This window comes from Paulownia witches'-broom phytoplasma (assembly GCF_019396865.1).
Taxonomy (GTDB): Bacteria; Bacillota_I; Bacilli_A; order Acholeplasmatales; family Acholeplasmataceae; genus Phytoplasma; species Phytoplasma asteris.
On sequence record NZ_CP066882.1, the window covers coordinates 685,985 to 712,162 of the forward strand.

25 protein-coding genes and 1 other RNA gene are annotated in these 26,178 nt (G+C 27.0%); 18 read left to right on the top strand and 8 right to left on the bottom strand.

Annotation, left to right across the window (positions count from 1 at the left end; translation table 11 throughout):
• Positions 1 to 101: 101 nt before the first annotated feature.
• Positions 102 to 1,562 carry an MATE family efflux transporter gene (locus tag HGD80_RS03675; RefSeq protein ID WP_219474556.1) on the top strand — a complete coding sequence of 487 codons (1,461 nt, stop codon included), beginning with the start codon at positions 102 to 104 and terminating at the stop codon, positions 1,560 to 1,562.
• A gap of 199 nt (positions 1,563 to 1,761) precedes the next feature.
• On the opposite strand, the gene HGD80_RS03680 is transcribed toward HGD80_RS03675, so the two are convergent.
• The 6 genes from HGD80_RS03680 to HGD80_RS05755 all read right to left on the bottom strand — a co-directional run bounded on the left by HGD80_RS03680 (position 1,762) and on the right by HGD80_RS05755 (position 8,171).
• Complete coding sequence (locus HGD80_RS03680; RefSeq protein WP_219474558.1) at positions 1,762 to 3,762, bottom strand: heavy metal translocating P-type ATPase; 2,001 nt, start codon at positions 3,760 to 3,762, stop codon at positions 1,762 to 1,764.
• Positions 3,763 to 3,981: 219 nt separating this feature from the next.
• Positions 3,982 to 4,281 carry a septation regulator SpoVG gene (gene spoVG / locus HGD80_RS03685; RefSeq protein WP_034172172.1) on the bottom strand — a complete coding sequence of 100 codons (300 nt, stop codon included), beginning with the start codon at positions 4,279 to 4,281 and terminating at the stop codon, positions 3,982 to 3,984.
• 274 nt (positions 4,282 to 4,555) lie between these two features.
• Entirely contained in the window at positions 4,556 to 5,362 is an 807-nt protein-coding gene (gene rsmA, locus HGD80_RS03690) for a 16S rRNA (adenine(1518)-N(6)/adenine(1519)-N(6))-dimethyltransferase RsmA (protein WP_219474560.1), read from the bottom strand.
• 107 nt (positions 5,363 to 5,469) lie between these two features.
• Positions 5,470 to 6,723 (bottom strand): HD domain-containing protein, encoded by a 1,254-nt coding sequence (locus HGD80_RS03695; RefSeq protein WP_219474563.1) that lies wholly within the window; start codon positions 6,721 to 6,723, stop codon positions 5,470 to 5,472.
• A gap of 305 nt (positions 6,724 to 7,028) precedes the next feature.
• Complete coding sequence (locus HGD80_RS03700; RefSeq protein ID WP_225904334.1) at positions 7,029 to 7,616, bottom strand: phosphate propanoyltransferase; 588 nt, start codon at positions 7,614 to 7,616, stop codon at positions 7,029 to 7,031.
• 417 nt (positions 7,617 to 8,033) lie between these two features.
• A complete protein-coding gene (locus HGD80_RS05755; protein WP_219474566.1) occupies positions 8,034 to 8,171 on the bottom strand; it encodes a restriction endonuclease subunit S in 138 nt (45 codons plus the stop codon).
• Positions 8,172 to 10,429: 2,258 nt separating this feature from the next.
• On the opposite strand from HGD80_RS05755, the gene HGD80_RS03710 reads away from it, so the two are divergent.
• From HGD80_RS03710 to rnpB, 17 genes are all read left to right on the top strand, one after another.
• A complete protein-coding gene (locus HGD80_RS03710) occupies positions 10,430 to 10,939 on the top strand; it encodes a hypothetical protein (protein ID WP_219474568.1) in 510 nt (169 codons plus the stop codon).
• Between the two features lie 81 nt (positions 10,940 to 11,020).
• Complete coding sequence (locus HGD80_RS03715; RefSeq protein ID WP_219474570.1) at positions 11,021 to 11,458, top strand: hypothetical protein; 438 nt, start codon at positions 11,021 to 11,023, stop codon at positions 11,456 to 11,458.
• Positions 11,459 to 11,523: 65 nt separating this feature from the next.
• The gene (locus HGD80_RS03720; protein WP_219474573.1) at positions 11,524 to 11,889 is read left to right on the top strand and encodes a hypothetical protein; all 366 of its coding nucleotides are present in this window, start codon (positions 11,524 to 11,526) and stop codon (positions 11,887 to 11,889) included.
• A gap of 166 nt (positions 11,890 to 12,055) precedes the next feature.
• Positions 12,056 to 12,352, top strand: a complete 297-nt coding sequence (locus HGD80_RS03725) for an ABC transporter permease subunit (protein WP_219474575.1) — start codon at positions 12,056 to 12,058, stop codon at positions 12,350 to 12,352.
• Positions 12,353 to 12,867: 515 nt separating this feature from the next.
• A complete protein-coding gene (locus HGD80_RS03730) occupies positions 12,868 to 14,664 on the top strand; it encodes an ABC transporter substrate-binding protein/permease (RefSeq protein WP_219474578.1) in 1,797 nt (598 codons plus the stop codon).
• Between the two features lies 1 nt (position 14,665).
• Positions 14,666 to 15,394 (top strand): amino acid ABC transporter ATP-binding protein, encoded by a 729-nt coding sequence (locus tag HGD80_RS03735; protein ID WP_219474580.1) that lies wholly within the window; start codon positions 14,666 to 14,668, stop codon positions 15,392 to 15,394.
• Positions 15,395 to 15,571: 177 nt separating this feature from the next.
• The gene (locus HGD80_RS03740) at positions 15,572 to 16,159 is read left to right on the top strand and encodes an IS3 family transposase (protein WP_219474582.1); all 588 of its coding nucleotides are present in this window, start codon (positions 15,572 to 15,574) and stop codon (positions 16,157 to 16,159) included.
• Positions 16,160 to 16,393: 234 nt separating this feature from the next.
• Positions 16,394 to 16,654: a 30S ribosomal protein S20 gene (rpsT, locus tag HGD80_RS03745; RefSeq protein ID WP_011160456.1), complete on the top strand. Its 261-nt coding sequence runs from the start codon at positions 16,394 to 16,396 to the stop codon at positions 16,652 to 16,654.
• Between the two features lie 135 nt (positions 16,655 to 16,789).
• Positions 16,790 to 17,062: a hypothetical protein gene (locus HGD80_RS03750; protein ID WP_219474584.1), complete on the top strand. Its 273-nt coding sequence runs from the start codon at positions 16,790 to 16,792 to the stop codon at positions 17,060 to 17,062.
• Positions 17,063 to 17,187: 125 nt separating this feature from the next.
• The gene (gene serS / locus HGD80_RS03755) at positions 17,188 to 18,462 is read left to right on the top strand and encodes a serine--tRNA ligase (protein ID WP_219474587.1); all 1,275 of its coding nucleotides are present in this window, start codon (positions 17,188 to 17,190) and stop codon (positions 18,460 to 18,462) included.
• A 716-nt stretch (positions 18,463 to 19,178) separates the two neighbouring features.
• On the top strand, positions 19,179 to 20,105 hold the full coding sequence (locus HGD80_RS03765; RefSeq protein WP_219474589.1) for a rhodanese-related sulfurtransferase: 927 nt from the start codon (positions 19,179 to 19,181) through the stop codon (positions 20,103 to 20,105).
• A 182-nt stretch (positions 20,106 to 20,287) separates the two neighbouring features.
• Complete coding sequence (rplU, locus tag HGD80_RS03770; protein WP_219474592.1) at positions 20,288 to 20,596, top strand: 50S ribosomal protein L21; 309 nt, start codon at positions 20,288 to 20,290, stop codon at positions 20,594 to 20,596.
• Positions 20,597 to 20,601: 5 nt separating this feature from the next.
• Positions 20,602 to 20,937, top strand: a complete 336-nt coding sequence (locus HGD80_RS03775; protein WP_219474594.1) for a ribosomal-processing cysteine protease Prp — start codon at positions 20,602 to 20,604, stop codon at positions 20,935 to 20,937.
• Position 20,938: 1 nt separating this feature from the next.
• Positions 20,939 to 21,217 carry a 50S ribosomal protein L27 gene (gene rpmA, locus HGD80_RS03780; protein ID WP_011160463.1) on the top strand — a complete coding sequence of 93 codons (279 nt, stop codon included), beginning with the start codon at positions 20,939 to 20,941 and terminating at the stop codon, positions 21,215 to 21,217.
• Positions 21,218 to 21,252: 35 nt separating this feature from the next.
• A complete protein-coding gene (gene obgE, locus HGD80_RS03785) occupies positions 21,253 to 22,512 on the top strand; it encodes a GTPase ObgE (protein WP_219474597.1) in 1,260 nt (419 codons plus the stop codon).
• A gap of 341 nt (positions 22,513 to 22,853) precedes the next feature.
• Positions 22,854 to 23,369: a Panacea domain-containing protein gene (locus tag HGD80_RS03790; protein ID WP_219474599.1), complete on the top strand. Its 516-nt coding sequence runs from the start codon at positions 22,854 to 22,856 to the stop codon at positions 23,367 to 23,369.
• A gap of 95 nt (positions 23,370 to 23,464) precedes the next feature.
• An RNA gene (gene rnpB / locus HGD80_RS03795) (RNase P RNA component class B) lies at positions 23,465 to 23,835 on the top strand.
• Positions 23,836 to 24,290: 455 nt separating this feature from the next.
• Here rnpB and HGD80_RS05210 read toward each other — a convergent pair.
• Entirely contained in the window at positions 24,291 to 24,602 is a 312-nt protein-coding gene (locus HGD80_RS05210) for a hypothetical protein (protein WP_225904335.1), read from the bottom strand.
• 245 nt (positions 24,603 to 24,847) lie between these two features.
• On the bottom strand, positions 24,848 to 25,027 hold the full coding sequence (locus HGD80_RS05215) for a hypothetical protein (protein ID WP_225904336.1): 180 nt from the start codon (positions 25,025 to 25,027) through the stop codon (positions 24,848 to 24,850).
• Between the last annotated feature and the right edge of the window lie 1,151 nt (positions 25,028 to 26,178).

Below are 26,178 nucleotides of genomic sequence, written 5' to 3' on the forward strand. Positions count from 1 at the left end.
AACCCCTCTAATTTTGATAAAATATAATATGTGTTATAGCTTTTATTTACACATATTTTCAAGTTGTTTGACCCAACCAAAACATTAGATGGAGGTTTTTTTTGGTTAAATCAAAAGCAACAACACAAATTTTAATTAATGAAAAAAGAAATAGAAAATTTTTATTAGAAGGAAACTTATGGAAAGTAATTTTTTATTTTACCTTTCCTATCATTATTTATTGGATTTTTCAAAATGCATCAGATGCTATTGATCTTTTTATTTTAAAAAGAAATCAAATTTCAGATAATCAACTTACCTTTGTAAGTCGCGTACATATATTTAAAGGTATTCTTGTTCCTTTTGGTATTTCTATTGCCACAGGAGGAGTTATTTTAGTAGGGCGTGCTTATGGACAAAATAATATTAATAAAATGCACCTTTATTTGGCAAAAACGTTTGTTCTTTCCATTTTAACTGGCTTTATTTTGGTCTTTTTATGCATTTTTGTTTTTAAAAGTTTCATTGCAACTAATATTTTAAAAATTAGTCAAAATGCAATTGAAAACAATGAAGGCATTAAATATTATAATCTTATTATATTGTCGCTTGTTTGTATCATTATAAATACAGTTTTTTTAAGTTTGGAGCGTGCCAAAGGTAATAACAAAATTGCTCTTTTTTTAAATATTTTAAACGCTTCTGCTAAAATTATTTTTTCTTTTGTTCTTTTTCATTATTGGAATTCTTCCATGGTTTCTTTGGCTTTGGCTACTTTGATTTCTAACGGAATTGTTACTTTATTTGCTTTGTGGTTTTTATTTTTTGACAGCAAAAATCCCTTCCGTATTATTTTATCCAAAATCAGTTTTGATAAAGAATTTTTGAAAAAACTTTCTAAATTAGCTATTCCTGTTTGTGCTAGTATTAGTATTTATAGTGTTGGCAAATTAATTGTAAGTATCATTGTTAAAGAATGGTACGGTGATCCTCAAGGAATTAGTAGTTCCCAAATTGGAGCTAATTTAGCCTTAGCAGTAACTATTAATAATGTCTTTTATAATGCACTTAACTCTTTTTCTGATTCCCAAAATGCTATTATATCTCAAAATTTAGGTCATAACAATCTTAATAGGGTCTTTGAAGCATTCAAAAAAATTATTTTTTGTATGTGTGTTTTGGCTTTAATAGGTTCTTTGATTAATATTTTTGGTTATAAGTTAATTTTGCCATTATTTCATGATAGTCCTTGGGAAAAGATTCCTAGTTTGGAACAAGATGCTTTCCGTACATTATTATTTTTTGAAACTACTAGCTTATGGTTATCGTGTGGTTCTATTATTATGTTTAATTTTTTATTAGCTTTTAAACGCGTAGGACCTTCGGTTTATCTGAATTTTTTAAGAACTTTAATTCGTATCTTTTTTATTGTTCTTTTTTCCAAACACTTTTTAAATCAAGGTGTAATGGGAGTAGGTTTGAGTATTTTTCTTAGTAATTTTATTTGTTTTATCATTACATTATTAATTTTTGCAACTTTTTATCTTAAATTAAAACGTGATAAAACATTTGAACAAGATTAAATATTTTATATATTGTAATAACTTTTATATTGATAATTATTTAATAATAAGAGATTTCATTATACTCAAATAAAATACTTCCAAATTTAACACTCTTTTAAATTATGTTTTGAATCTTAATATGTAAATAAAAAACCACCCTTTTAGGGTGGTTTTTTTGTCTTTGTGCTGTCTTTTATAATGAGGTTAATAAATTAAATTATTTATTAAAAGATTTTGTGTTTTTCTTTTTGTCTTTTAGTTTGGGGTTTTTGGGACTTTGTAATAGTCTTAATCCATTGAAAATAACTAAAAGTGTGCTTCCTTCATGGCAAGTGACTGCCCAAGGTAAATTCATGTCTCCAAAAAGATTACAAAGATTCAAGATACAAACTACTACCATAGCAAAAATAATATTTTGCCAAATGATTTTGCGTAGTTTGACAGCTACTTGGTGAGTATATATAATTTTTGATAAATCGTTTTGCATTAAAACTGCATCTGCTACATCCATTGCCACATCAGTACCGTTTTGCATCGCAATTCCTACATCAGCAGCTGTAAGGGCAGGAGCATCATTGACACCATCACCTACCATTACTGTAGTGCCTTTTTCTTTTTGTAGTTCTTGAACTTTTTCTAGTTTATAGGCAGGTAGAATATCTCCCCAAGCTGCTTTGAGATGAAGTTTTTTTTGTAAGATGTAAGCGCTTTGTTGGGTATCTCCTGTAATTACTGCAGTATAGATGTTTTTATGGTTGAAGTATTGCATTAAATGATAAGCTTGAGGACGTAATTTATCCAAAAGAGCTAAAGCCATAACAATGTGATTATTACAACTAAAATAAACGATGGTTTTGCCTTCGGATAAAAATTTTTGCGTTTTGGCTTGTAAAGATGCACAGATTGGAGTTTGGGTAAAAGCAGTAGCTTTGGCAATTTTATAATGATTGTTTTGATAAAAAGTTTCAAGGCCGATGCCAACTGAGCTAGTAATTTCCATTTGGAGGTGAGATTTGTGGTGGAAATGGTTTTTAATAGCTAGTGCTAAAGGATGGTTGGATTTTTGTTCCATCCCTAATAATATATCTAAATATTTGTGATACTTTTCTTCAGAGATTTCGGGGGCTACATAAACATCAGTTACTTGAGGTTTGCCTTCGGTAAGGGTGCCTGTTTTGTCGCATGAAAAAGCTTTGATATCTGCCATTTTTTCCAAAGATCTGCCGTTTTTGAATAAAACCCCTTTTTTAGTGAGGTTAGAAATAGCTGCAAGAGTGGAAGGAATGTCAGCTGCAGCTAGGGCACATGGAGATGATACAGTTAAAAAAATCATTGTTTTGTGTAGCCAATTGCTAAATTCGAAATTGGGATTACTTGGTTCAGTAAAATGTAGTATTCCTGCAAGACCAAGGACAACAACAACTGTTGCCATAACGGTTTTTACATAAATTGGTTCTATTTTTTTAATTAAAGTAGCAGTTTTGGAAATATTGTTTTGGGTTTGGCTTACTAATCTTACAATTTGGGCAAAAACAGTCTTTTCGTTAGTAGCTGTGACACGCATAACAAAATGGTTGCTGCCGTTAATGGTGCTGCCGTAGACAAAATCGCCTGGTTGTTTGTCACAAGGAATGCCTTCACCTGTAATGTTAGCTTCGTTAATGTTGGGATTTCCCGAAACAATGACGCCGTCAGTAGGGATTTGGTCGCCTGGTAAAATTAAGACTAAATCATTGATTTTTAGTAGTTTGGAAGGAATAATTTCAGTGCTGCCGTCTTCTTTTTGTAATCTTGCTTCTGCTACTTGAAGCTTTAAGAGATTTTTGATTTCTTTTTGACTTTTTGCCTCAACGTATTCTTCTAAAAAAGAAGCTCCTGAAAATATGACAATTAATAAAATGCCGTCGTTGTAGTTTTTTAAATATAAAGCTCCCAGAGCCGCTAAAGTCATTAAAATATGAATGTTGGGAGTGAATTTTTTTAATTTGCAAGTATCTTGCCAAGTTTCTATAAAGCCTTCTAAAATAACATGATAGCCGATTAAAAATAAAAGTGCCAAAGAAACAAGAACTAATACTAGTGTGTTTGTGCAATTGTGAGAATGCAAATATAGAGCAAATAAACTATATAAAAATGTTCCTATAACAAAACAAATTAATGGTTTTTTATCGTTGTGTTCGTGATTGTGGATGGATGAAGAATTGCTGCAACAAGACAAATTTTTGTACCTCTTTGCTTAATTTTTTTGGATAAATATAATTGTAAATATTTTAGTAATGTAAAGTATTTTTGGAAAAAGTGTTAATGGATGAGTTGTTTGTTAGTTTTGGGTTTTAGTTTCGCATTTGCAAAATTTTTTTAATAAAATGGCGTTTTGAATTCAAAACATGTAAAAAAAATTCCAAAAAAATCTGGAATTTTTTAAAGTTAATAATTATTAATTTTCAGAATTTTGAGAAAAATCTTCTTCTTGTGGAGGGTTATCTAGCAAATCTTGGTATTTGTTTTTGATGCAATTTTCAATTAGTTGACGGGTTTCTGAATTGATGGGATGAGCGATATCTCTAAAGTTGCCTTTGGAAGTTTTTCTACTTGGCATAGCAATAAATATACCTCTTTCTCCTTCTATAATTCGGATGTCATTAACTACAAATTGGTTTTCAAAAGTGATTGAAGAAACTCCTCTTAATCTACTTTCACCGTTGATTTTTCTAATTTTTACATCGGTAACTTTCATTTCTTAAGCCTCCAGTTTTGCTTCATTTTATATTAAATGCTAAATTATTATTCGTTATTTATTATTAATTATTTATGGTTTGTGTAATGATACAAATTAAAAATTACAAATAAAATATAAATAATAATTGGATGCAGTTAATATTTTAATGGTTTTTTATTTAAAAAAAGATTAATATTTAATTTTTTGATATTGATGTTTAATATCGGAAAAAGGGAAAATCATTTCCTAATGAACTTTGTGATTTATTTTCAATATGAAAAGTTTTATTATTTTATGACATATTAAAAAAAATAAACCATTTAACAGTTAATTTTTGAAAAGTTTCTAAAGTTACCTGTTCGGCTCTAATTTGTAAAGGGATGTGATGTTGTAAGAAAAAAGGAACAATGGTTTCTTTGGATAAAAAAAATTGACAAGATAAGTTGTTGAGTAAAGTTTTTCTTTTTTGTTTAAAGGAAGTTTTTACAAACTTGATAAATTGTTGCAAGAAAGTAGGGCAAATGTTGTTATTTTTAGTAAGTTTAATAACAATACTGTCTACTTTGGGTGCAGGAAAAAACATATGTCTTTTAACTTCTTGGATTTTTTCAATACTAAATAGAAATTGAATAATTACAGATAAAGCGTTATAATTTTTGTTATTGGGTTGAGCCAGTAAACGCATTCCTACTTCTTTTTGAATCATAATAGTAGCATCATTAATTTGGGGAGTGTCAATAATTTTAAAAAGAATAGGTGAGGTAATATAATAAGGTAAGTTACCAATTAAACTTAATTGAGAGTTAGGACTAAAATAATGATCAAAATCTTTTAATAAATCTCTTTTTAAAAAATCATCATAAATGATATTAACATTGTTATGATTTTCAAAATTTAAAAAAGGTTTGAGAGTAGCATCAATTTCATAGGCTAAAACACGTTTAGCTTGAGGGACAATAATTTTGGTTAAAGCACCTTTGCCAGGTCCAATTTCTAAAACATTTTTGTCTGTGATGGAAGCCTTAGTTACAATTTTGTTTAATAAATTAACATCTGTTAAAAAATTTTGACCGTATTTTTTTTTGGTTGTATGATGCATTTGATTTCCTTAAATAAAATTGATATGGATGTTGGCTTTTGGGATTTGTTGTTAGTATGAGAATTGGGGAAGTTGTTTTGGAGGGGTTTATAGGGGAAGTTTTGGATTTATAAAGGGCGATAAAAAAATTTATTATCTTGTTTAGGACTACTTTTGATTAAACTTTTAATAATGGGGGATTCTTCTTTCAGACTTTTGAGTCCTCCCTTAGATTTAATTAAAATTTTGGTTTCAAATTTAGGCTTACTTTCGGAATAAGCATTTTGAAAAGCAGTATTACTTGAAGTATAATATTTAATATAATCGATGTTTTGGCTGTGATATTGTTGCTTAATGTGTGCAATTTGTTCTTGGTTTTGGTCGTTATCATCTAAAATGTGCCAAATACGTCTATTGAGAAAATCATTACATAAATTTTTTAAAATGGTATCCTTACTATTTTTAAGATGTAGGATTAAACCGTTCATATAATAATCATCAATTGCTAAGTATTTGTCTAGGTTAGTTTGATTGTTTACAAAATTGTAAAAAGGTTGGGTGTATGGGTCTACAGGATAGTTATTTTGTAATAAATCACATAAACGTTTACAAATTTTTTCTAAAATGGTGCTATAAGCTCTTACTTTGGGATGATAATAAACTTGCCAGAACATATGATAGCGGTTAATTAAATAATTTTCAATAGCAAAAACACCACTTTTTCTAAAGGCAATACATTTTTCGTTATTTTTGCTAGGATAAGGCTCAATTATCATGCTACGCATTAAACGTTCTAAATCGATATGCCCATAAGTGGCACCTGTAAAATAAGAATCTCGTTCTAAATAATCTAGTCTGTCAATATCAATTTGACTAGTTAAAATTTGTTCTATTAAGGGAAATTTTTTTGTTTTTTCAATCACACTAGCTACATCGTTTTTGAAATCAGGGCTTATTTGGTCTAATAAAGCTCCAATTTCTTTGTTATGTTTGATGATGCGTGCACTTTGCGTTTCGTGGTTTACGTCAAATAAGGTTTCAAAAGAATGAGAATAAGCACCGTGTCCAATATCATGTAACAAAGAAGATACTAGTAAAATTAATTTTTGGGTTTCAGAAAAGTGTTTTTTAATATTTGTGATTTTTAAAAACCGTCTTGCAAGTTCATAAACACCTAAACTGTGTGTAAAACGAGAATGTTCTGCTCCATGAAAGACGATGTTAGCGCCGCTTAATTGTTTTATACGTCTTAATCTTTGGAAAACGGAAGTATCAATTAATTTTTCAATCAATTCGTATTCCAGATAAATATAACCGTAGATAGGGTCACGAAAAACTTCAGATCTGAGAAACTTTTTAAAAGATGGAATTGTTGTTTGCATTGATTTTATTGAGGATAATTTTTAATTAAGTTTATTGGGTTTTTGTAATTTTTATCCTTATCCGTTTTACCTCCTTCTTGTTTTTTGCGTTTTTAAGAAGAGTTTTTATTGAGCGAAAGACACAAATGAAAGGAAATTTATGTCTTTCGTTCAATAAAAAAATAAAATAATTGTTAGTTATATTGTTAGTTTTGCTAAGGGGTGAAAATAAATATAGGTTATAAGGTCTTTGGGGTGAGTTGCAAGATCCTTATAACGCAAGAATTTAAGTTGACAAAATTATTTATTTTTTTATTTTTAATGATTTATTTCAGTAATTTAACAGTATCGCCATTTTTAAGTAAAAAAGCACTGCCGTCATCGGTATCTAAGTGGCATTCAAGTTTAAAATCGGGGTGTACTCTGCACAAAACTTGTTTTAAGATGCCAGGTTTAATGCCTTCAATTTCAATACTTACCATTTGTTTGTCAGTAATGCCAAAATTTTTTGCATCTTGGGTAGATAAATGAATATGTCTGTTGGCAATAATAACACCTTCTTCAATGTCTACTTGACCTTTGAGACCTATTAAAGTGGCTTTGCCTGAACCTTTAATATCGCCTGAAGATCTAACAGGAGCTGTAAATCCGTGTCTTAAAGCATCGCTTTGACTAATTTCTACTTGGTCAAAAGGTCTTGTGGGTCCTAAAATCCGAACTTGTGGAAGAATTTTTCCTGATGGACTCATAACATCAATTTTTTCTTGGGCTGCAAATTGTCCTGTTTGTTTGAGGGATTTGAAAAAAGTGAGTTGATAATTTTTTTGACCGAATAAAATATCTAGTGTTTCTTGTGATAGGTGAGTGTGTCTTCCTGAGATTCCTATTGGAATGTGATACATGTTTGCCTCCATTGTTTGCATTTACAGCTTTATTATAACATTTTTATTATAAAATGCCTCTTATTTTCTACATATTTTGATTTTTTTATTGAAGAATTGGTAAAAAGTTTTTGTGCATAAATAGTATATAATTTATTTACTTTATTATAACATGAATTATTAGAAATATTCAAGGTAATTTGTTTATTTTGTTGTTTTATTGTTTTGTTATGCTATATTTATTTAATGACAAATAAAAAGACCCTTTGTAAAAAGAGTCTGGGGTTTAAAGGTATTAATTATAAAAGGTTTGTAAGTTAAAATAATAATTTATTAAATAAATATTGTTTTTGTTCATCAGTTTTATTTAATAAATCTTTCATTAAAGAATTGAGTAAATTTGTTTTTTCTTCTATTTGTTTTAAGGTTTTATTTAAAAAAGTGGCTATTTCATTTTGTGTTTCTAATGGGGGGAAGAGTTATTTTTATTTTTTTTATTAGCTTTTGGGTGAAATTGGGAATGTGTCCTTGTTTTAAATTTTTTTGAATTTCGTTTTCTTTTTGTTTTAAATAAAAATAGAAATACAAAACATCAAAAGAATCATCTTTAGATTTTAAAATTTATAAATTTTGATCAGACCAAAAAGGGTTAGTATGGAAATGAATATAACCACAACTACCTACACTAGTTATAGTTATAGTATTTTCAGGAGGATTAGATTTGTTATAAGATCCTTTGGGTTTTATGCTTCCACCCCACACTTCGTAATCTCCATTTTTTCACAATCTGATATATTTAAATCTGTTCTATCATCAAGAGTAATGTCTTTTGGTGGTTTTGGAGATTTCCAAAAGATATAGATATTTTTAGCTGTTGTGCAATTTTGTAATAATTGTTCTAAAGTATATGGTTCTTGTGGTAGTTCAATTGTTTCTTTGTCTTGGACGTCAATAAATACAGTTGCTAAATTGTTATTTGGAATAATATTTTATTTTTTTTGTTTAATATTTCATTTTGGAAGGCTCCTTATTACATTTTTTGTATATAATAGCTAGTTTGTATATTAAAGTGCTGCCATTAAAGTATATTATAACTCAAAAAAACGGTAAATATGCTCATTTTTGGGGTTTTAAGGGTGTTTTGATGGGTTTGAGTGTTATTTTATAGGGATAAAGTTAATTTAAGATAATAAAAAAAAGACTAGTTTTTAGGCTAGTCTTTAAGGATGTTTGTTTTATCTTTTGTTTGTGTAATTTATTTATTATATATACTTAAAATTAATATTTCCTTTCATCTTTATTTTTTTAATATTTGCAAAATTAAAATAATTGTTGTATATTATTAAATAATGAATATTTTGATAAATAGCAACCAAAATTGCGTTTATCATTTTATTTGTTATTGATATAAATAGGAATATATACGTTTAAAAGTGATTAAATTCACTTTCTTTTTATAAAGTGTTTAAGATGCTAATTTGTTTTCTTAGATTAAATACTTAAATTAATTATTAATTAAGGTTGATTAAATATTTGTTAAATGTTTCAATTGTAATATTTTGAGATTGGTTTAGACAAAAATTATTTTCTTTAATTAATTATTTTTTTTTACCCTTATTGAATTATTTGGTATCTTTTGTAACTAATTTTAATGTTTGTTGTTTGCCAAAATATTTTTTAAGGTTTCCACCCACCATTTTTTACCCTTTGGACTTTTATCCTTTTATCATTGTGATTAAAAATTATTTTGATTATATTTTAATATTATATTTAGATTATATTTTAAAATATCTCCAAAAATACTTTTATTTTGGTGCATTAAAAACAACTTAAAAACAACTTAAAGGAGGAGTTTAGTTGTTAAACAAATTCAATTTAGAGTATTTTTATCAATGATTACTTATCGAATTATACGGTTCTAGATATTATATTTAGCAATATCTAGTGATATTAATTTGTTTGCAAGTTAATATTTATTTAGCAATTTACAAAGATGGCATTACCTATTTATATTGATTATCATTTTTAATTTATGGTTGGGAATTGGAAAATATAATTGAAATTTTTCCTTAATTGGGTTTATTTTGATTATTTTTATTATCGTTTTATTTATCGTTTTAATTGTTCTTTAAGAACAGTTTTATTTGTATTATGTGATTATATTTTTAGTAGCTGATAGTAAAAATTAATTTGTAATAGATTTGTAATAGATTAATGTTTAAAAATTATTTATTATTTATTAATATATTATTATTGATTATTTATAAGTTTAATGAAACTATAATTGCAATTATAACTTTGCTTTGTTTTTCTATTTATTTTTTGCTTAATTATTTATTGTATGTGTATCTTTGTTTGTCATTCAAAAAAGGAATTAACACAAAAAAGGAATTAATACAATTATAGAAAATAATTATAAGAACACAATAATTTAAGAGTATTATTATTATTATTATCAAAATAAAAATTATAAAAAAATTATAACTAAAAAAATAAATATATAAAATTATATAAAAAGGAGATAATTTACTGTACTTATGGGCTTAAGAAAATATTTTAATCAAAGTAAAAGCATTTTTTGCCAAGACAAATGCATATTTTACTAAAAACAAAGTATATCGGTATCTAAATTACTTATTATTAGGATTTTCGCTTGTTGTTTTGGGGTGGTTGCATGTTCAAGTGTTTAGTGAAACCAAACAAGAAGGTAATGTTCTAAGAGTATCTACTTTTTCATGGATGAGTCCTATTTGTCTACGATCGGAAAAAGCTTCAGCTTAAAATAGTGTTGTTTCTACAGGAGGAGAAAGCTTAACATTTATAAAGAATTATTTAAACAAGGAAATATGAAAGCACAATTAAGCCCTAAATATAGAGATAATTTAATTAATTATGCAACTGGTTCTGATAATGCAGTTCCTAATTTACAAGCAGTAAGAGAAAATAAAGAACGAGGCAAAGAAGTTATTTATGTAATTGATGATGTTATTGCTCGTGGTAATGTAGAAGGTGGCAAAGACTTAAAATATATTTCTCTTCAAACTGATAATCCTCTTTTATTATCTAGTCCTGAATGGATAGGTATTGCCGTTCATAAAGGTGATAAAGAGATGCTAAAAGCAGTTAATAATGCTTTAGTAAAATTATTTGATTTAGATGTTAAGAAAAAAGAAGTAGAAAAAGAAGAAGGTAATGGTACAAAAACATTTAAAGTAGAAGATAAAATATATGATCTTAAAAAGATTTTAGAAACTCTTAGGAAATTAAAACCAAGATTAGCACCACAAAGAACAAAGGACCAAGAAACTAAATTTGCTGAATTAAAAGGTCTTAATTCAAGAAATGATGATGAATAAAAATAATTTGAAGTTTTATTCAAAGTTTGGTCTTGGTTTTCTCTTAATAATACATTACAAAAAGATGCATCAAAACAAAGATTGAAAAATTTACCTAATGAATTGAAACAACTGAAAAAAGTTGTTGATACTTTAACTAAATGTTTAGAAGGTGGTACACAAAGACAAACTTTCAAAACAAATTATGATAAATTAAAAGTTAAAAAAACATACAAATTTTCAAGTACACCAGAAGAAAAAAATAAAAACCAAGAAAGAACATTAGACGAAGAACAAGAATATCAATTTTTGAAAAAGTATCTATTTGCGTTTTTTGATGAAACTAAAGAAGCCAAAACAAGAAGAGTATTAAATGCAAAACAACAAGAATTAGAAGCTATCCAAAAAGAAAAAGAAACTTTGGAAAAATGTTTAGACGAACAAGACAAAACTCAATTAGAACAAGTTAAAAAGAAATACGAAGAATTAAATACAAAAAACAAAGAAACGCAGCACAAGAACAAGAATTTGTTGAATTAAATAAAACTACAAGAGCACAAACTGCAACAGAAAATGATTCTCCAGATGTGCAAAAATAAGAACATTTGACATCCAAAAAGGAAGCAATAAAAAATAAAATAGATGAAAGATTAAAAGTAGTATTTGATGAAACTGTTTATAATGAAAAGGGTTTTGTTCAAAAAGGAGACGATTTTTTATGGGAAAAAATTAAATATCACTTACCAACTTATAAAAAACCTTTTTATACTTCTTTATTACTTGCTGTTGATGGTGTTGTTTTTGGATTCTTATTATCATTAGTTCTATTAGCAGTTAAAAATAAATCTACTCTTTCTAGAACAAATAATGTCTTTGTAAAAGGTTTTAAAAAAGTAGGTTCTAAATTTGTAGATTTTTATGTTTGGTTATTAAATGGAGTTCCAATTGCTGCTCAAGGATTGTTAGTTTAGTTTGCAAGACATTTATGGTGGCCTAGTATTTTCCCTACAATGCATCAAACTCATGCAGCATTAGTTGTCATTGTATTAAATTCAGTTGCTAATATTGCTGTTGTTTTAATGCAAACTCTTAAATTTGTAGAATAAAGGACAAGTAGAAGCGGCTCAATCTTTAGGATTGAATAAAAAACAAACCTTCTATTATGTTACTTTCCCACAAGCATTAAAAAAATCAGTTCCTTTAGTAGTAGCACAATTTGTTACTAATATTAAAGCTTTTACTTTCTTCGTATTAATTGCATTAATTGATATGTCATTTGTTACAAATGATGCTATGAATGTTACAGGAGATTTAGTTGCTCCATTTGTAATACTTTCCTTTGTTTACTTAGTTTTAATTCAATTTATTAATATGTTAAGTAAATATTTAGAAAAAAAATTAAATCCTGCTTTAAAAACTGTAGTTAGTGCTTAATAAATTAATTTAAGAATTATAAGAAACAAATATTAAGATAAAACAAATATTAATTCTTAATATAAAATATAAAGATAATTAATGCATAACTCACTACATTTTAATTATTAACCCAATATTTATTTCTTACCTTTGAATCTTTTATATTAAAATAGTTATACTGATATTAATTAAATGTTAATTTTAATTGTTTTTATGTTATCATAAATAATAAAGTATTATTTTAAAAAATATCTTATTATTAAAAGTTTGATATTGTTTTAGAATTGAAAAATATTTATAAATGATGCACATTACAATTTATGTATATTTATAATATATAAATAAAAGGTTAAAAAATGAAAATTAAAAAGATGCCTCCCAAATATAGATTTCATATTCATAAGTATATTAAAATTGTTGTATCTATTATAACAATGATGTTTTTTTTTTTTTTTGGTATTTTAAATTAAATTTGTCAAATAGATAGTTTTTACAAGCACCAAAATTGAAAGTGAAGGTAAAAATTATATATTATGATTCAAAGGAAAAAAGAAAAATACAAAATTACTGAATATCTAAAATATACTAAATATGTTTTATTATTTATGTTTATGATTTTTTGGGTATGGCTTCATTTTAGTGTGGGGTTATTTCAAAGAGTTAATAATTCTAAGAAATATTTAAGAGTGGCTGTGGTAGCTGATGCAGCTCCTAATAGTTTGACTATTAAATCTGATAAAGATACAAGTAAAGCTCATAGAACTATTCAAGGTGAATATATTTCAGGATTTGATATAGATTTAATTGATAAAATAGTAAAAGCATTACCTCAAGAAGAAAAGTATGAAGGTTGTAAATTTAGTCTTTTTGATTTTGATGGGATGTTTACTGCTGTTCAAAATGGTTCAGTTGATGTAGCTATTTCTTCTATTAGTATTACTGAAAAAAGAAAAGAAAACTTTGATTTTCCTATTGCCTATACTTTGGATAATACAGGGTTTTTAGTAAGAAAAGATGATGCGCGTTTTAAAGATTTGCTAAAAGAAGTAAAATATGAAGATATAAAAGGTATATTAAAAGATTCCAAAGACCCAATTAAATTTTTAACTCTTACTGGTTCTGTGGCTGATAAAGTTATTGAAAATATTAGATCAGATTTAGGAAATTTATTACACATTACTAAATCCAATCCTATTGATGATGCTGTTATGTGTGCTCAAAGTGTTAAAGATAAAGCTTCTGATATTTTTGTAACTGATAGTTATATTACTAAATATTATGCTTCGCAAAATGATGAATTAAAACATATATCAATTATATCTGATGATGCTCGTTTTACTGTTTCTCCTACAGGTTTAGGAATTGTAGTTAAAAAAGGTAATACAAAATTAATTATTCCAATTAATAATGCTTTTAAAGAAGTTTTAAAAAAAGAAGAACTTGTTCTAGAGGGTTATGGTTTAGATGTTAAAGATATAATTGAGTTAACCAAAGAATTAAAAGAAGAACAATCAAAACCAACTGACAAACAAGACCTAAAAAGAATAAAAACTTTAGAAGACAAAATATCTAAATTTAAAGAAATAACTAATAAATGGTTAGAACAATCTTTAAAAGAGTTAAGTCAAAAACAAGGATTAAATTGGTATCAAAAAGTATCTCTTGTTTTACCTGATTATGCCACACCTTTAAAAACTACTTTATTACTTGCATTAGATGGAGTTATTGTAGGTTTTATCTTAGCTATTGTTTTAACAGGGATTAAAAGTATTAAACCTAATTATCAAACACAAAATCCCTTTATTGTAGGGTTAATACAAAGTTTTCTTTACTTGCTTGATGCAATACTTTATATTTTTAAATCAATTCCAGTAGCAGCTCAAATGATTATAGTTCATTTTGGTTGGAGAGCTTATAATCCTGAATTAAATCCGATGTATTCAGGTATTATAGTGTTATTATTAAATTCAGCAGTTAGTATTACAAATATTTTATTACAAAATATTAAGTTTTTAGATAAAGGACAAGTAGAAGCTTCTCTAGCTTTAGGAATGACTCAAAGACAAACATTTTTTTGTGTTATTTTCCCCCAAACGCTTAAAAGATCACTTCCTTTTGTAGTACAACAATTTATTGTAAATATTAAAGATAGTGCTTGTTTTGGTGGTTTGGTTGGTTTGTTAGATGTAGCATGGAAAGCCAAAACTCAAATTGTTCAAACAGGAAGCATTGCTATGCCTTATGCTATTACTGCTTGTATTTATTTAGTGTTAATTACGATTGCTAATTTATTTGTTAAATATTTAGAAAAACAAAAAAAAGGAGTTTAGAATGCAATATTTAATTGAAGTTAAAGATCTTTGCAAAAATTTTGGCGATAAAGAGATTTTAAAAAATATTAATTTAAAAATTAAAAAACAAGAAATAGTAACTATTATTGGTTTTTCAGGTTCAGGGAAATCTACTTTATTAAGATGTTTTAATCTATTAGAAGAACCTAATTCTGGTCAAATTTTAATTGATAATAAAAATATCTTAGATAAAGGAGTAAAATTATCTGATCTAAGAACTAAAGTAGGAATGGTGTTTCAAAGTTTTAATTTATTTGAAGGAAAAACAGTATTAGAAAATTGTTGTTTAGCTCCGATGAAAGTATTAAAATTATCTAAACAAGAAGCTCAAGAAAATGCTTTAGAACGGTTAAAAGAACTAGATTTAGAAGCTCTTGCTAATCAAAGAGTAGAAACTCTTTCAGGGGGACAAAAACAACGTGTTGCTATTGCTAGAGTTTTATGTATGAAACCTGAAGTTATTCTTTTAGATGAACCAACTTCTGCCCTAGATCCTGAATCTACTTTGCAAGTATTACAAACTTTACAAAAATTATCAGAGAAAAAAATAAATCTTATTATTGTAACTCATGAAATGAAATTTGCTCAAAGAGTATCTGATACTATTTATTTTATGGAACAAGGTAAAATTCTTGAAAAAGGTACTCCGAAAGAAATTTTTGAAACTGATAAGTTTCCTAAATCTAAGGCTTTTTTTGAAGATTTTTGATTCCTTATAAATGTATCATTATTTATTAAAATAACCCAAACTGTAATTGCAGTTTGGGTTATCATTTCTTTTGGGGTAGATAAATTGTTTTAATTGTTTATAATTTAGGGTGATAGAATTATTTAATGTTTTAAATGTTTAGGAATGATTATAATAAATAAATGGAGATAGATAAATATGCAATATTATACTGAAGAAAAGATATTAAATCGTCAATTTTTAAATCTTGCTAAAAATATGAAAGCTACAAGACCTCATCAAATATTATGTGGTGGCATTACCGAAGTTTATTACCAGGATAAAGTTTTATATGTTTCAGTTGTCCTAGATACATATAGTCGCAAAATTTTGGCTTATCATGTTTCTGATTATGAAGGCGCACCTTTAATTATAGATATTATTGATAAATTAAATGTATTTGAAAATGATTGCATTTTTCATTCTTATCTTAAATTTCCATATTATAAATTGGATGTTGAAGAAATTTTAGAAACCAAAAATTTAATTCAGAGTTTTGAAGATAGACAAAGGATTCAAAAAGGACAATCTTCTCCTTGTACTTATTTAACTTCTTTCTTTTCTTCTTTTAAATGTGAATGTATTTATTATGGCATTCCAAACCCTAGAACTATTAGTAAAAAAGTTATGATTGAAACTATTTGCAAATATATGTCATATTATAATTTAGAAAGAATGCATTCATCACTTAATTATGTTACTCCTGATGCATTTGAAAAAAAATATTTTAAAAAGCTAAATGAATAAGTATTTGAAAGTAATTTTGGGTATTGTTTCGAGTTATAAAAAAATCTCCATAAACGAGTTTCCATAATTTTATTTTACAAATATTACATAATTTATTATGCAATGCAAAATATATAAAAAAACACTATAATTACACTATTTTATTGCTTTTTTATCTAAATTTTGGTATAATCCTCAGTAGAGTTATTAATAATAAATTGATAATTAAGTAACTAAAAAAAGGAGATTATAATCATGGCTAATATTAAACAACAAAAAAAACGTAATAAAACTAATGAAAAACGTCGTTTGCAAAATGTTTCTTTTAAATCATCTGTAAAAACAGTGGTAAAACAAGTAAAAACTGCAGTTGCAAACGCTGATAAACAAAAAGCCTTAGCTTTATTAAGTGTAGCTTATAAAAAATTTGATAAAGGGGTTTCTAAAAGAGTTTATCACGCTAACTTTTCTGCTAGAAACAAATCTGATTTACAAAAATTAGTAAATACCCTTTAATTTTTCTTTACAAAACTCACAAAAACCACATTAATTAAAACAAACATCAAAACTTATCATAATATTGGACCAACAAACATAACATTAATATTTTAATTGTAATTATTTTATTTAAATATATTTGAGTGGAAAAGGTTGAAAAATTTATGTTTTTGTTGGGCAAATAAAGTAATTTATGTAACTTCAGGATTTATTGTAGGATCAGTTTTAGGGACAAGTCTATATTTTAGATCGTTATTAAATGAACCTAAATATTTTGCACAAACCACAGTAAAAAAAGGTGTAAATGAAGTTAATAAATTTTTAGGTACCAAATTGAAATCTCCTACAGGAAAACCTTCTTCTAGTGAAGAATTTCTACATTGGTGGTTTGAATTTATAAATGGTTTTAATAACAAAAATAAGTAAAAATTTTTCAAACCCCATTAACTAACAAAATTTATATTCTTACTACATTTATATTTTTCCAATTAAAACTTATTATTTTTGCCACCATTAAATTAATTTTTCCCAAACTAAAGAGGTATTTTTTTATGTTAGATCTGAATTTTGTAGTCCAAAATCTTCCATCTGTTATTGCAAAATTAGAAAAAAGGCAACAAAATTTTGCTTATTTAAATAAATTGCCTCTTTTAGCACAACAAAGAAAATCTTTACTTTTGGAAATACAGGATTTAAGAAGTCAAAAAAATCAATCAGCTAAAAAAGTTGCCCAAAAAGCTAACGCCAAAGAAGATATTACTCTTGTTTTGCAAGACACTAATTTTTTGCGTGATGATTTACAAAAACTAGAACAAAAGTTAAAACTAAAAGAACAAGAAATTTTTGATATTTTAAGCATTACCCCCAATTTACCACACGATTCTTTACCAATTGGCACAAACGATAAGGAAAATAAGGAATTGTATTGTGAAGGACAAATAAGAACTTTTGCATTTACGCCCAAAGACCATGTTTATTTAGCTGAAAAATTAGATATTCTCGACTTTAAAAAGGCTTCTAAAATTTCTGGTAGTGGATTTGTTGTTTGCAAAGGGCTAGGAGCACGCCTCGAAAGAGCCTTAATACAATTTATGATGGATCTTCATAGTAAAAAAGGTTATCAAGAAATTATTCCTCCTTATATTATCAATGAAAAATCCATGTTTGCAACAGGTCAATTACCCAAGTTTGAAGATGAAGTCTACAAACTTTACAACTCCAAAAATCATTGGTATCTAAATCCTACAGCAGAAGTTCCTACTATTAATTTGCATCGTGAAGAAATTTTTAAACCAGACACACTTCCCATTAAATACGTCGCCTACACTACTGCTTTTCGCCAAGAAGCAGGCTCAGCTGGCAAAGATACTAGAGGAATTTTTAGACAACATCAATTTAATAAAGTAGAATTAATCCAGTTTTGCCATCCCCAAAATTCTTATGAATGTCTAGACCAAATGTTAAAAGATTCCGAAGAAGTGCTAAAACTGCTCAAACTTCCTTATCGTGTTGTTTTACTTTCTACTGGGGATTTGGGTTTTAGTATGGCAAAAACTTATGATTTAGAAGTTTTTTTACCCAGCTATAATTGTTATCGTGAAATTGGTTCTATCAGTAATTCTTGCGATTTCCAAGCAAGACGCGCCAATATTAAAATGAAAAATCCTGCAAATAATAAAAATGAATACGTTCATATTCTAAACGGTTCAGGTTTGGCTGTTGGAAGAACTGTCATTGCTATTTTGGAAAATTATCAAAACCAAGAAGGTACTATTACAGTTCCTGAAGTTTTACAGCCTTATTTAGGAACCGATATTATCAAGTAATTTGAATGTTTTTAACAAGAATAATTTAGAATATAGAGTCGAATCTTTTATGAAAATAAAGTGATTCGGCGTTTTTTATTGGTAAAACAAAAGCCACTAACAAAACCTTTACTATTTTTTTCACCATTTTCAAAGGCAACCTCAAAAATTCATTACTTTCATCTTCAAAAATAATTGTGAGGTAATATCAATATGCAAATTAAAAACATTTATTTACGACCCCACAATTCTCAAACTTTTCCTCAACAAATAAAAACCTATATCAAAACCAATATTAATCCATCTTTTTGGGGTTTGTATCTAATTATCCTTGTTATAATTCTGAGACTATCCAAACTTATCCTTGTCTTTTGTGCCGTATTAAAGACGCTTCTTCGGATTTATTAGGAGTCTTTTTTTGATGGTGGCACAAGGACTGCAAGTTTCAAAGGCGAAATAAAATATAGTTTAGATGATTTAAAACAAATGTTAAATGGTGCTCACAATATGTATATTTTTTGGAAAGAACGCCCCTAAAATTTATTTTATAATCCTTAATATTTATTAGAGTTTAAGATTTGCTCCATAAAAATCTTAAATAAAAAATTATAAATGAAGCCAAAAACATTAATCATTCATTGTTTCAAATTCCTAACAATTTATTTTAATAATAAAATAAAGTCCAAATTAATCAGATTTTGCATGCAATCTCAATTGAAAAGAGGCATAATTATTTTATGACACAAACTTCTAACTCCCAATACTTAGTTATTTTATATTATCAATATGTTCCAATAAAAGACCCTCAAACTTTTAGAGACCAACATTTTAAATATTGTGAATCTCTAGGACTTTTAGGACGTATTATCGTTGCCCAAGAAGGTATAAACGGTACTTTGTCAGGCCCAGAAGAACAAATACATAAATACATGGATCAACTAAAACAAGATCCTCGTTTTTGCAACACCGTTTTTAAAATAGAAACTGTAGAGGCACACGTTTTCCCGCGTCTTTCTATTAAAGTTAAGCCCGAATTGGTTAATTTGAGACTTCAAGAAAACTTTGATCTTACTAAGGACAAAGGTGCTTATTTAGCTCCTCAAGAATTTTTGCAAGCCTTGCAAGAAAAAGATACTTTAATTCTTGATGCTCGTAATGACTATGAATATGATTTAGGACACTTCAGAAATGCAGTTAATCCAAATATTAGACATTTTCGTGATTTGCCAAATTGGGTCAAACAAAACACCCATTTATTAAAAGATAAAAAAATCGTAACTTATTGTACTGGTGGTGTGCGTTGTGAAAAATTTAGCACTTTCTTAAAAAAAGAAGGTTTCGATGATGTCTATCAATTAGAAGGAGGCATCATTTCTTATGGCAAACACCCCGAAACTCAAGGTGCTTTGTGGTATGGTCAAATGTATGTCTTTGATCAAAGAATAGCAGTTCCTGTTAATCAAAAAGAACATGTTATTGTTGGTAAAGACTATTTTGATGGCACTCCTTGTGAACGTTATATTAATTGCTCTAATCCTCAATGCAACAAACAAATTTTGTGCCACGAACATAGCGAACACAAATATTTAGGAGCTTGCAGTGATAAATGTAGCAACCATCCGCAAAATAGATATCTCAAAAAGCACAATAATCCAAACTCATAACAAAAAAAACACTCATATTTTAATAAGATATGTTATAATAATGTATGATTATTGTATTTTTTTGGTTGGCTGCAATACCCAATTAAAAAAATATAAAAAACCATTGTTTTTAAACAATTAATTATTATCAGATCCAATAAATTATCCAAGATAATTTGCAATTTTTGCAAGGAGGAAAGAAAATGTTTGCAATCATCAAAACTGGGGGAAAACAATTCCGTGTTTCTGAAGGACAAGAAATTTATGTTGAAAAACTAAATGTTGAGCCAGAAACAACTTATCAATTTCAAGAAGTTTTAGCTGTTGGTGGCTCCAATCCTGTTTTAGGCACCCCTTTTGTTAAAGACGCTAAAGTAACAGCTCAAGTAATCAAGCACGACCGCGCTAAAAAAATTATTGTGTTTAAGTATAAAAAACGTAAAAAATATCGTTGTAAACAAGGACACAGACAATCCTATACTAAACTTTTGATTACTAAAATCACTGTTTAAAAACTATGATTCGCTATTGTTTTTACAAAGAACAAAAAAAAATTACTAGTATTCAAGTTTGGGGACACGCTTTATATGCTCCTAAAGGTTTTGATATTGTGTGTGCTTCGGTTTCTACTGCTATTATTTTAACTTTAAATGCTTTAGAAAAACTTCAATTCCAAACAGATATTGCCTATAATCTACAAGATAAGTTGTTTGAATTAGAAGTGAAAACCACCCAAAATACTGTTCTTTTTACTTTGCTAGATAATTTAGAATACACTATCTGCAATTTAGCCAAACAATATCCCAATAATTTTAAAAAAATATCTCAAATTCAAACAAGAAAGAGGTTATAACATGTTATTGCAATTACAAATCCAGTTATTTGCTTCTAAAAAAGGAGCAGGTTCTACTCGAAACGGTAGAGATTCTCATTCCAAAAGATTAGGTGCTAAACTTTCTGACGGTCAATTTGCCAAAGCAGGCGCTATTATTTATCGTCAAAGAGGAACCAAAATTCACCCTGGTTTTAATGTTGGTAGAGGTGGAGATGACACTTTATTTGCTAAAATGAGTGGCATTATTAAATTTGAAAAAAAGCATGGTCGTAAAAAAGTTTCTGTTTATCTGCAATAATTTTTTTATGCATTTAATGAAAGCAGGTATTTAGTTTGCATTTTGTTGACGAAGCCTTTAATGAAGTTTTTGCTGGCAATGGTGGTCATGGCATCGTTGCTTTTAGAAGAGAAAAATATGTAGCTTTTGGAGGACCTGCTGGTGGCAATGGTGGCAACGGCGGGTCTGTTATTTTTGTAGGCGACAAAGACGAGACTACCTTATTAAAATTAAAATATCAAAAACATCTTAAAGCACCACATGGAATAAATGGCAAAAATAAAGGTCAAAATGGAGCCAACGCCCCTCATCTTTATGTTAAAGTTCCTTTGGGGACAGTTTTTTATACTGCTGATAACAAGTTTTTAGGAGAGATTTTATACGATCAACAAACCTTAGTTATTGCTAAAGGCGGCAAAGGCGGCAAAGGTAATAAAGCATTAGCTACTTTTAAAAATCAAGCTCCAAGTTATTCTGAAAAAGGTGATTTAGGTGAAAGTTTTAAAATCAAAACAGAACTTAAAGTTTTAGCTGATATTGGTTTATTAGGTTTTCCAAGTGTTGGTAAATCCTCTCTTATTTCTGCTATTTCCAAAGCCCAACCTAAAGTTGCTTCCTATCCTTTTACCACAATTAAACCTCATTTAGGAGTTATTGAAGTAGATGGTTTTAGTTTTGTAGTTGCTGACCTACCAGGACTAATTGCCAATGCTCATTTAGGTTGTGGTATGGGAATTCAATTTTTAAAACATATTGAAAGATGTCGTGTTTTAGTTCATATTTTAAGTATGGAAAGTGCCAACCCTTACCAAGATTACCAAACTTTAAATCAAGAATTAAGTCAATACAATCCCCAATTATTACTTAAAAAACAAATTATTGTTACCAATAAAATGGATTTACCTGATGCTTTGCAAAAACTTACTCTTTTAAAACAACAAATCAAAGGTAAACCAATTATCCCTCTTTCTTTAGTTTCTTTTGATAATTTAGAGGCCTTAAAATATGAAATGAGCTCCCTTTTGCAAAATACTCCCTTAGAAGTTACTCCAAACAAAAACAACGAATTTAAATTATACACCCTTCCTGATAATCAAAATACTATTTCTGTTATTAAAGAAAGTGATTCTGTTTTTGTTGCGTCTGGTAAGCAAGTAGAAACTTTTTTTCATCGTACTGATTTTAACAACGAAGAAGCTGTAAAAAGATTTAATAGAATATTGAAAAAAATAGGAATGGAAGAACAATTACAAAAACAAGGAGCCAAACCAGGAGATCAAGTTAAAATTTGTGATCGTTTGTTTGATTTTTTATAATTTGGTAATTATAACATAAAGAAATTATATTTTTGCTCCATAAAAAAATGCTAAATCACTCCCCTTATTATTTAAAAATATTTTTCTTACACTTAATAACCTCCCATTATAAATCTTTTTTGCCCCCAAAACTAAATAAACAAATGCAAGATCTTAATATAAGATCTTTTTTATTACCCAAAACCAACAAAAACAATATACAAAGCAAATAAAACAACATACCCCCCTTAAACAACCCAAATTTTATTTTCCCCAGTCAAAAATATAACCTAATTCATCAAAATTGAGTTATAATAAAATAAAAAGCAAAAAACAAATACTTAAAACAAAAGGACTAAATCATGAATTTTGTAACTAGAAATACTAGAATTTATATATCTGATTGTGCTAATTATATTATTAAAAGAATTGATGTTAATCATATGAAACTCCAAAAGCTACTTTACTATTCTTATGCTGCTTATTTAGTTAAATATAAAGAATCTTTGGCTGTTAATCTAGTAGAAGCATGGCAAAAAGGACCTGTTTTTAAAAGATTATATCAAAAACTTAAACATTATGACAAAGACGAAATTATTAAAGAGCCTGTTTCTCAAACTTGTGAAAGTAAATTAAATTGGGAAAGAAAACAAGTAATGGATTTCATTATTTCCAAATATGGATGGGTAGATTCAGGATCTTTGATGAGGCAATCCATGATAGAAACTCCCTTTGATAATTATTTTGAAGAAACTTCAATGTATCATTTTCCCAAAGCCTGTTATATTCCTGATGAGGCAATATATCATTATTTTAAAGATTCTAGTAATTGGTATGTTTTTCCTAAATATTATCCTACTTGTTTACAAAGGATGTAAAATATTGTGGATTGTTAAATAAAATTAATAAAATATTTACAAACATAATTTAAAGATTGCATTTTACTTTAATGTTTGATACAATAAAAGAGGTCAATGGAAGTGGCTGAGGTTTAAAATAAGTATTTTAAGCTTAGGAAAGTCCATGTTAGCACATGCTGCGATTGCATGTAGTGTTTGTGTCTAAGGAATTAATAACTTAGAGTACTGTAAAAAGTAACGGCGTTTTTAGCTCTAAGGATTGCAATAATTACATTATTTTAATCTATGAGATAAAAACTGAAAGTGTCACAGAGACGAGTTAATTAGAAATAATTAAGTGAAACGCGATAAACCCCTCAAGCTAACAACCCAAAATAATGGTAGGGGCATGCAAAGCGATTAAATGAAATTAGTTTTGCACTACTTGTTAGTAGAAGATAAATAGCCACACTTGTTTAACAAGAACAGAACATGGCTTATGCACATTGACCTTTTTTATTAAATTATTTAAAAATCAATAAAGATTATTTGCTTGCTATTATATTTATTATTTGGTATATCTATATTTTGGCAAGAATTATAATTAATGTTATTTATATTATTCATTTATAATTATTGTATTTTATTTGTTTTTAAGTAATTTAAAAATTATTTGTCCCCCCTTTATAAACAAAAAAGCCAAACTGTAAAGTTTGGCTTTCATTGTCTTTATGCTTTTATATTGTGATATTTCTTAAAAGATATTAAATAAGTAAAGATAGCAATTTATTTATTTTTTGATGTTTGATTTTATAAATTAAAATTAGTAAAAAAGCAACTATTAGACGAATTATAATTATTATAATTGTATAAAAAATTATTGAATTTGTTGTAGTAGTTTTAGTTGTTGAAGCTGCATTTGTTTCTTGTTGATAGTTAATTTCTAGTTCCATTTCGCTTTCATATTCGTGATATTGGTCTTTCTTTTGCTAAATTGTATTCTATTTTACAAAAATTATTACTGCCATCTTTGTTTTTGCTAAATTGAAAATCTTTAGGTAAAAATTTATTTTGAAGTTGAGGATTTTTTTGCCAAATAGCTTCACATATTAATTGCTTTCTTTGTTCATCGGTAATATTAGGTGTTATTTGTATTGTTCCTAAATGGGCATTTGTAATAATGTCATCCAAGTTTATTGTTTTTTTAGTAAAATTAAATTCTATTTTATTGCCCAATATATCTTCAATTTGAAAACTGCCTTGCCATTGCATTTCTTCCGATTCATATTTTTCTTCTAATTGTTCGCTTGCTATTTCAAAATCATCGCTTTGTATTTGGATGTTTGATTCTTTATTTATTTCTTTAAGTATGCCATTTAAAGCAATTATAATATCTTCTTTGGTTAATTGATTATTTTGTTTATAATAACTAAAATCATTGATTGTTCTTTTTTCTAGGGGAAATAATTGTTCGCAATTTTTGGGATTTTTTAAATTTTTTAAAGGCAGATTATTTATTATTTGGGGTTTTTGTTTTGTGTTATTTGCATTTTTTCAACCCCTACTCCATTTTCCTTTTCTTGGATGTTTTCTAGTTGTTGTTGTTTTCCAGCATAAATACTAATTTGATTGCAAAAATGTATGCCCAATAAAATCATGAATAAAATTAAAGTAAAATATTTGGGAAACAAACGCATAATTGCTTTGCTTTGGATTTTCATATTACAAATATTTTACTTTTCTATAAATATTAAAGGGTTTCAAAAATAACCCCATTAAAATATTACAGTATAATTATATTTTTTGTGCAACATTTTTATTTATCACATTTTATTATTATGCCTTTTTCAACAACTTTGCATCCTTTAATTTTATTTTACGCCCCCCAAATAAAAAAATTTGAATTAAAATATTGTGCCAAAAGTTATTTTTTTGTTTTTTTATGTTTAATTTTAACAATTTTATATTATAATATAAGTGTAATTATTTAAATATTTTGAGTCTTAACTCTAAACTCTTACTTATCTTAGATTTAAAATATTCAAAACCCACTACTAACTTTATAAATTATTTATTTCTAATTTTATTAATTTTGTTAATTTTTCACAAATCACATATTAGAAAAACAAACAAGATAATAAATTAACTATATTTATTCTTTATTTTTAATTATATACAATTTACATAATGGATATATTTCTATTTTGCAATTGCTTTCAAACTCAAACCCAAAAATTATTTTTTTGCAATTGATTTTCACAAAATAAAATCTTATTTGTATAATAATTTATATAATCCCCAATATATTTAATCATTAATTAAATTATTTTTATAATATGTTTGCAATGTTTTGGAAAATAATAAACATATTTTCTAAGCTTATTATTGTGTTAATAGCCTCTTTTATTTAATTCTTAGCCATAATTTTATCATTTTTCGCAACAAACACCACCAACAACAAATTAGCGTTAATTGTAATTTAGATTTTGTTAATTATTGTAAGTTTTATCAAAATTTTACACCCTAAAGCCATATTTGTATCTTTTTTTAATAACTTTGGCACTAAATTATTATATTTGCAACATTTCCCTTAACACCTTAATTTAGTTTTTGTACCCCCCTTTTTTTTATATTTATTCAGGGTCATTTATACGAGGTATTACAAAACCATTTCAAAAACACTTGCATAATATTTTACATTAATTTATATTAAGATATAATAAATATCTTTAAAGTTTTAGTTTTTTCATAATGTAAATATGAAACACATTTTAAAAAATGAAATTATAAGTAATAAACTTATTTTAAAATATAAAATAAAAACATTTTATTACTAAAATTAACCCAA

Bases quoted from the DNA above. Each gene is read 5' to 3' on its own strand.
- spoVG (WP_034172172.1), bottom strand. From the start codon at position 4,281: ATGAAAGTTACCGATGTAAAAATTAGAAAAATCAACGGTGAAAGTAGA.
- rsmA (WP_219474560.1), bottom strand. From the start codon at position 5,362: ATGCATCATACAACCAAAAAAAAATACGGTCAAAATTTTTTAACAGAT.
- HGD80_RS03695 (WP_219474563.1), bottom strand. From the start codon at position 6,723: ATGCAAACAACAATTCCATCTTTTAAAAAGTTTCTCAGATCTGAAGTT.
- HGD80_RS03700 (WP_225904334.1), bottom strand. From the start codon at position 7,616: ATGGAGGCAAACATGTATCACATTCCAATAGGAATCTCAGGAAGACAC.
- HGD80_RS03710 (WP_219474568.1), top strand. From the start codon at position 10,430: ATGAAAGCACAATTAAGCCCTAAATATAGAGATAATTTAATTAATTAT.
- HGD80_RS03730 (WP_219474578.1), top strand. From the start codon at position 12,868: ATGATTCAAAGGAAAAAAGAAAAATACAAAATTACTGAATATCTAAAA.
- HGD80_RS03735 (WP_219474580.1), top strand. From the start codon at position 14,666: ATGCAATATTTAATTGAAGTTAAAGATCTTTGCAAAAATTTTGGCGAT.
- HGD80_RS03740 (WP_219474582.1), top strand. From the start codon at position 15,572: ATGCAATATTATACTGAAGAAAAGATATTAAATCGTCAATTTTTAAAT.
- rpsT (WP_011160456.1), top strand. From the start codon at position 16,394: ATGGCTAATATTAAACAACAAAAAAAACGTAATAAAACTAATGAAAAA.
- serS (WP_219474587.1), top strand. From the start codon at position 17,188: ATGTTAGATCTGAATTTTGTAGTCCAAAATCTTCCATCTGTTATTGCA.
- HGD80_RS03765 (WP_219474589.1), top strand. From the start codon at position 19,179: ATGACACAAACTTCTAACTCCCAATACTTAGTTATTTTATATTATCAA.
- rplU (WP_219474592.1), top strand. From the start codon at position 20,288: ATGTTTGCAATCATCAAAACTGGGGGAAAACAATTCCGTGTTTCTGAA.
- HGD80_RS03775 (WP_219474594.1), top strand. From the start codon at position 20,602: ATGATTCGCTATTGTTTTTACAAAGAACAAAAAAAAATTACTAGTATT.
- rpmA (WP_011160463.1), top strand. From the start codon at position 20,939: ATGTTATTGCAATTACAAATCCAGTTATTTGCTTCTAAAAAAGGAGCA.
- HGD80_RS03790 (WP_219474599.1), top strand. From the start codon at position 22,854: ATGAATTTTGTAACTAGAAATACTAGAATTTATATATCTGATTGTGCT.
- HGD80_RS05210 (WP_225904335.1), bottom strand. From the start codon at position 24,602: ATGCAATGGCAAGGCAGTTTTCAAATTGAAGATATATTGGGCAATAAA.
- HGD80_RS05215 (WP_225904336.1), bottom strand. From the start codon at position 25,027: ATGCGTTTGTTTCCCAAATATTTTACTTTAATTTTATTCATGATTTTA.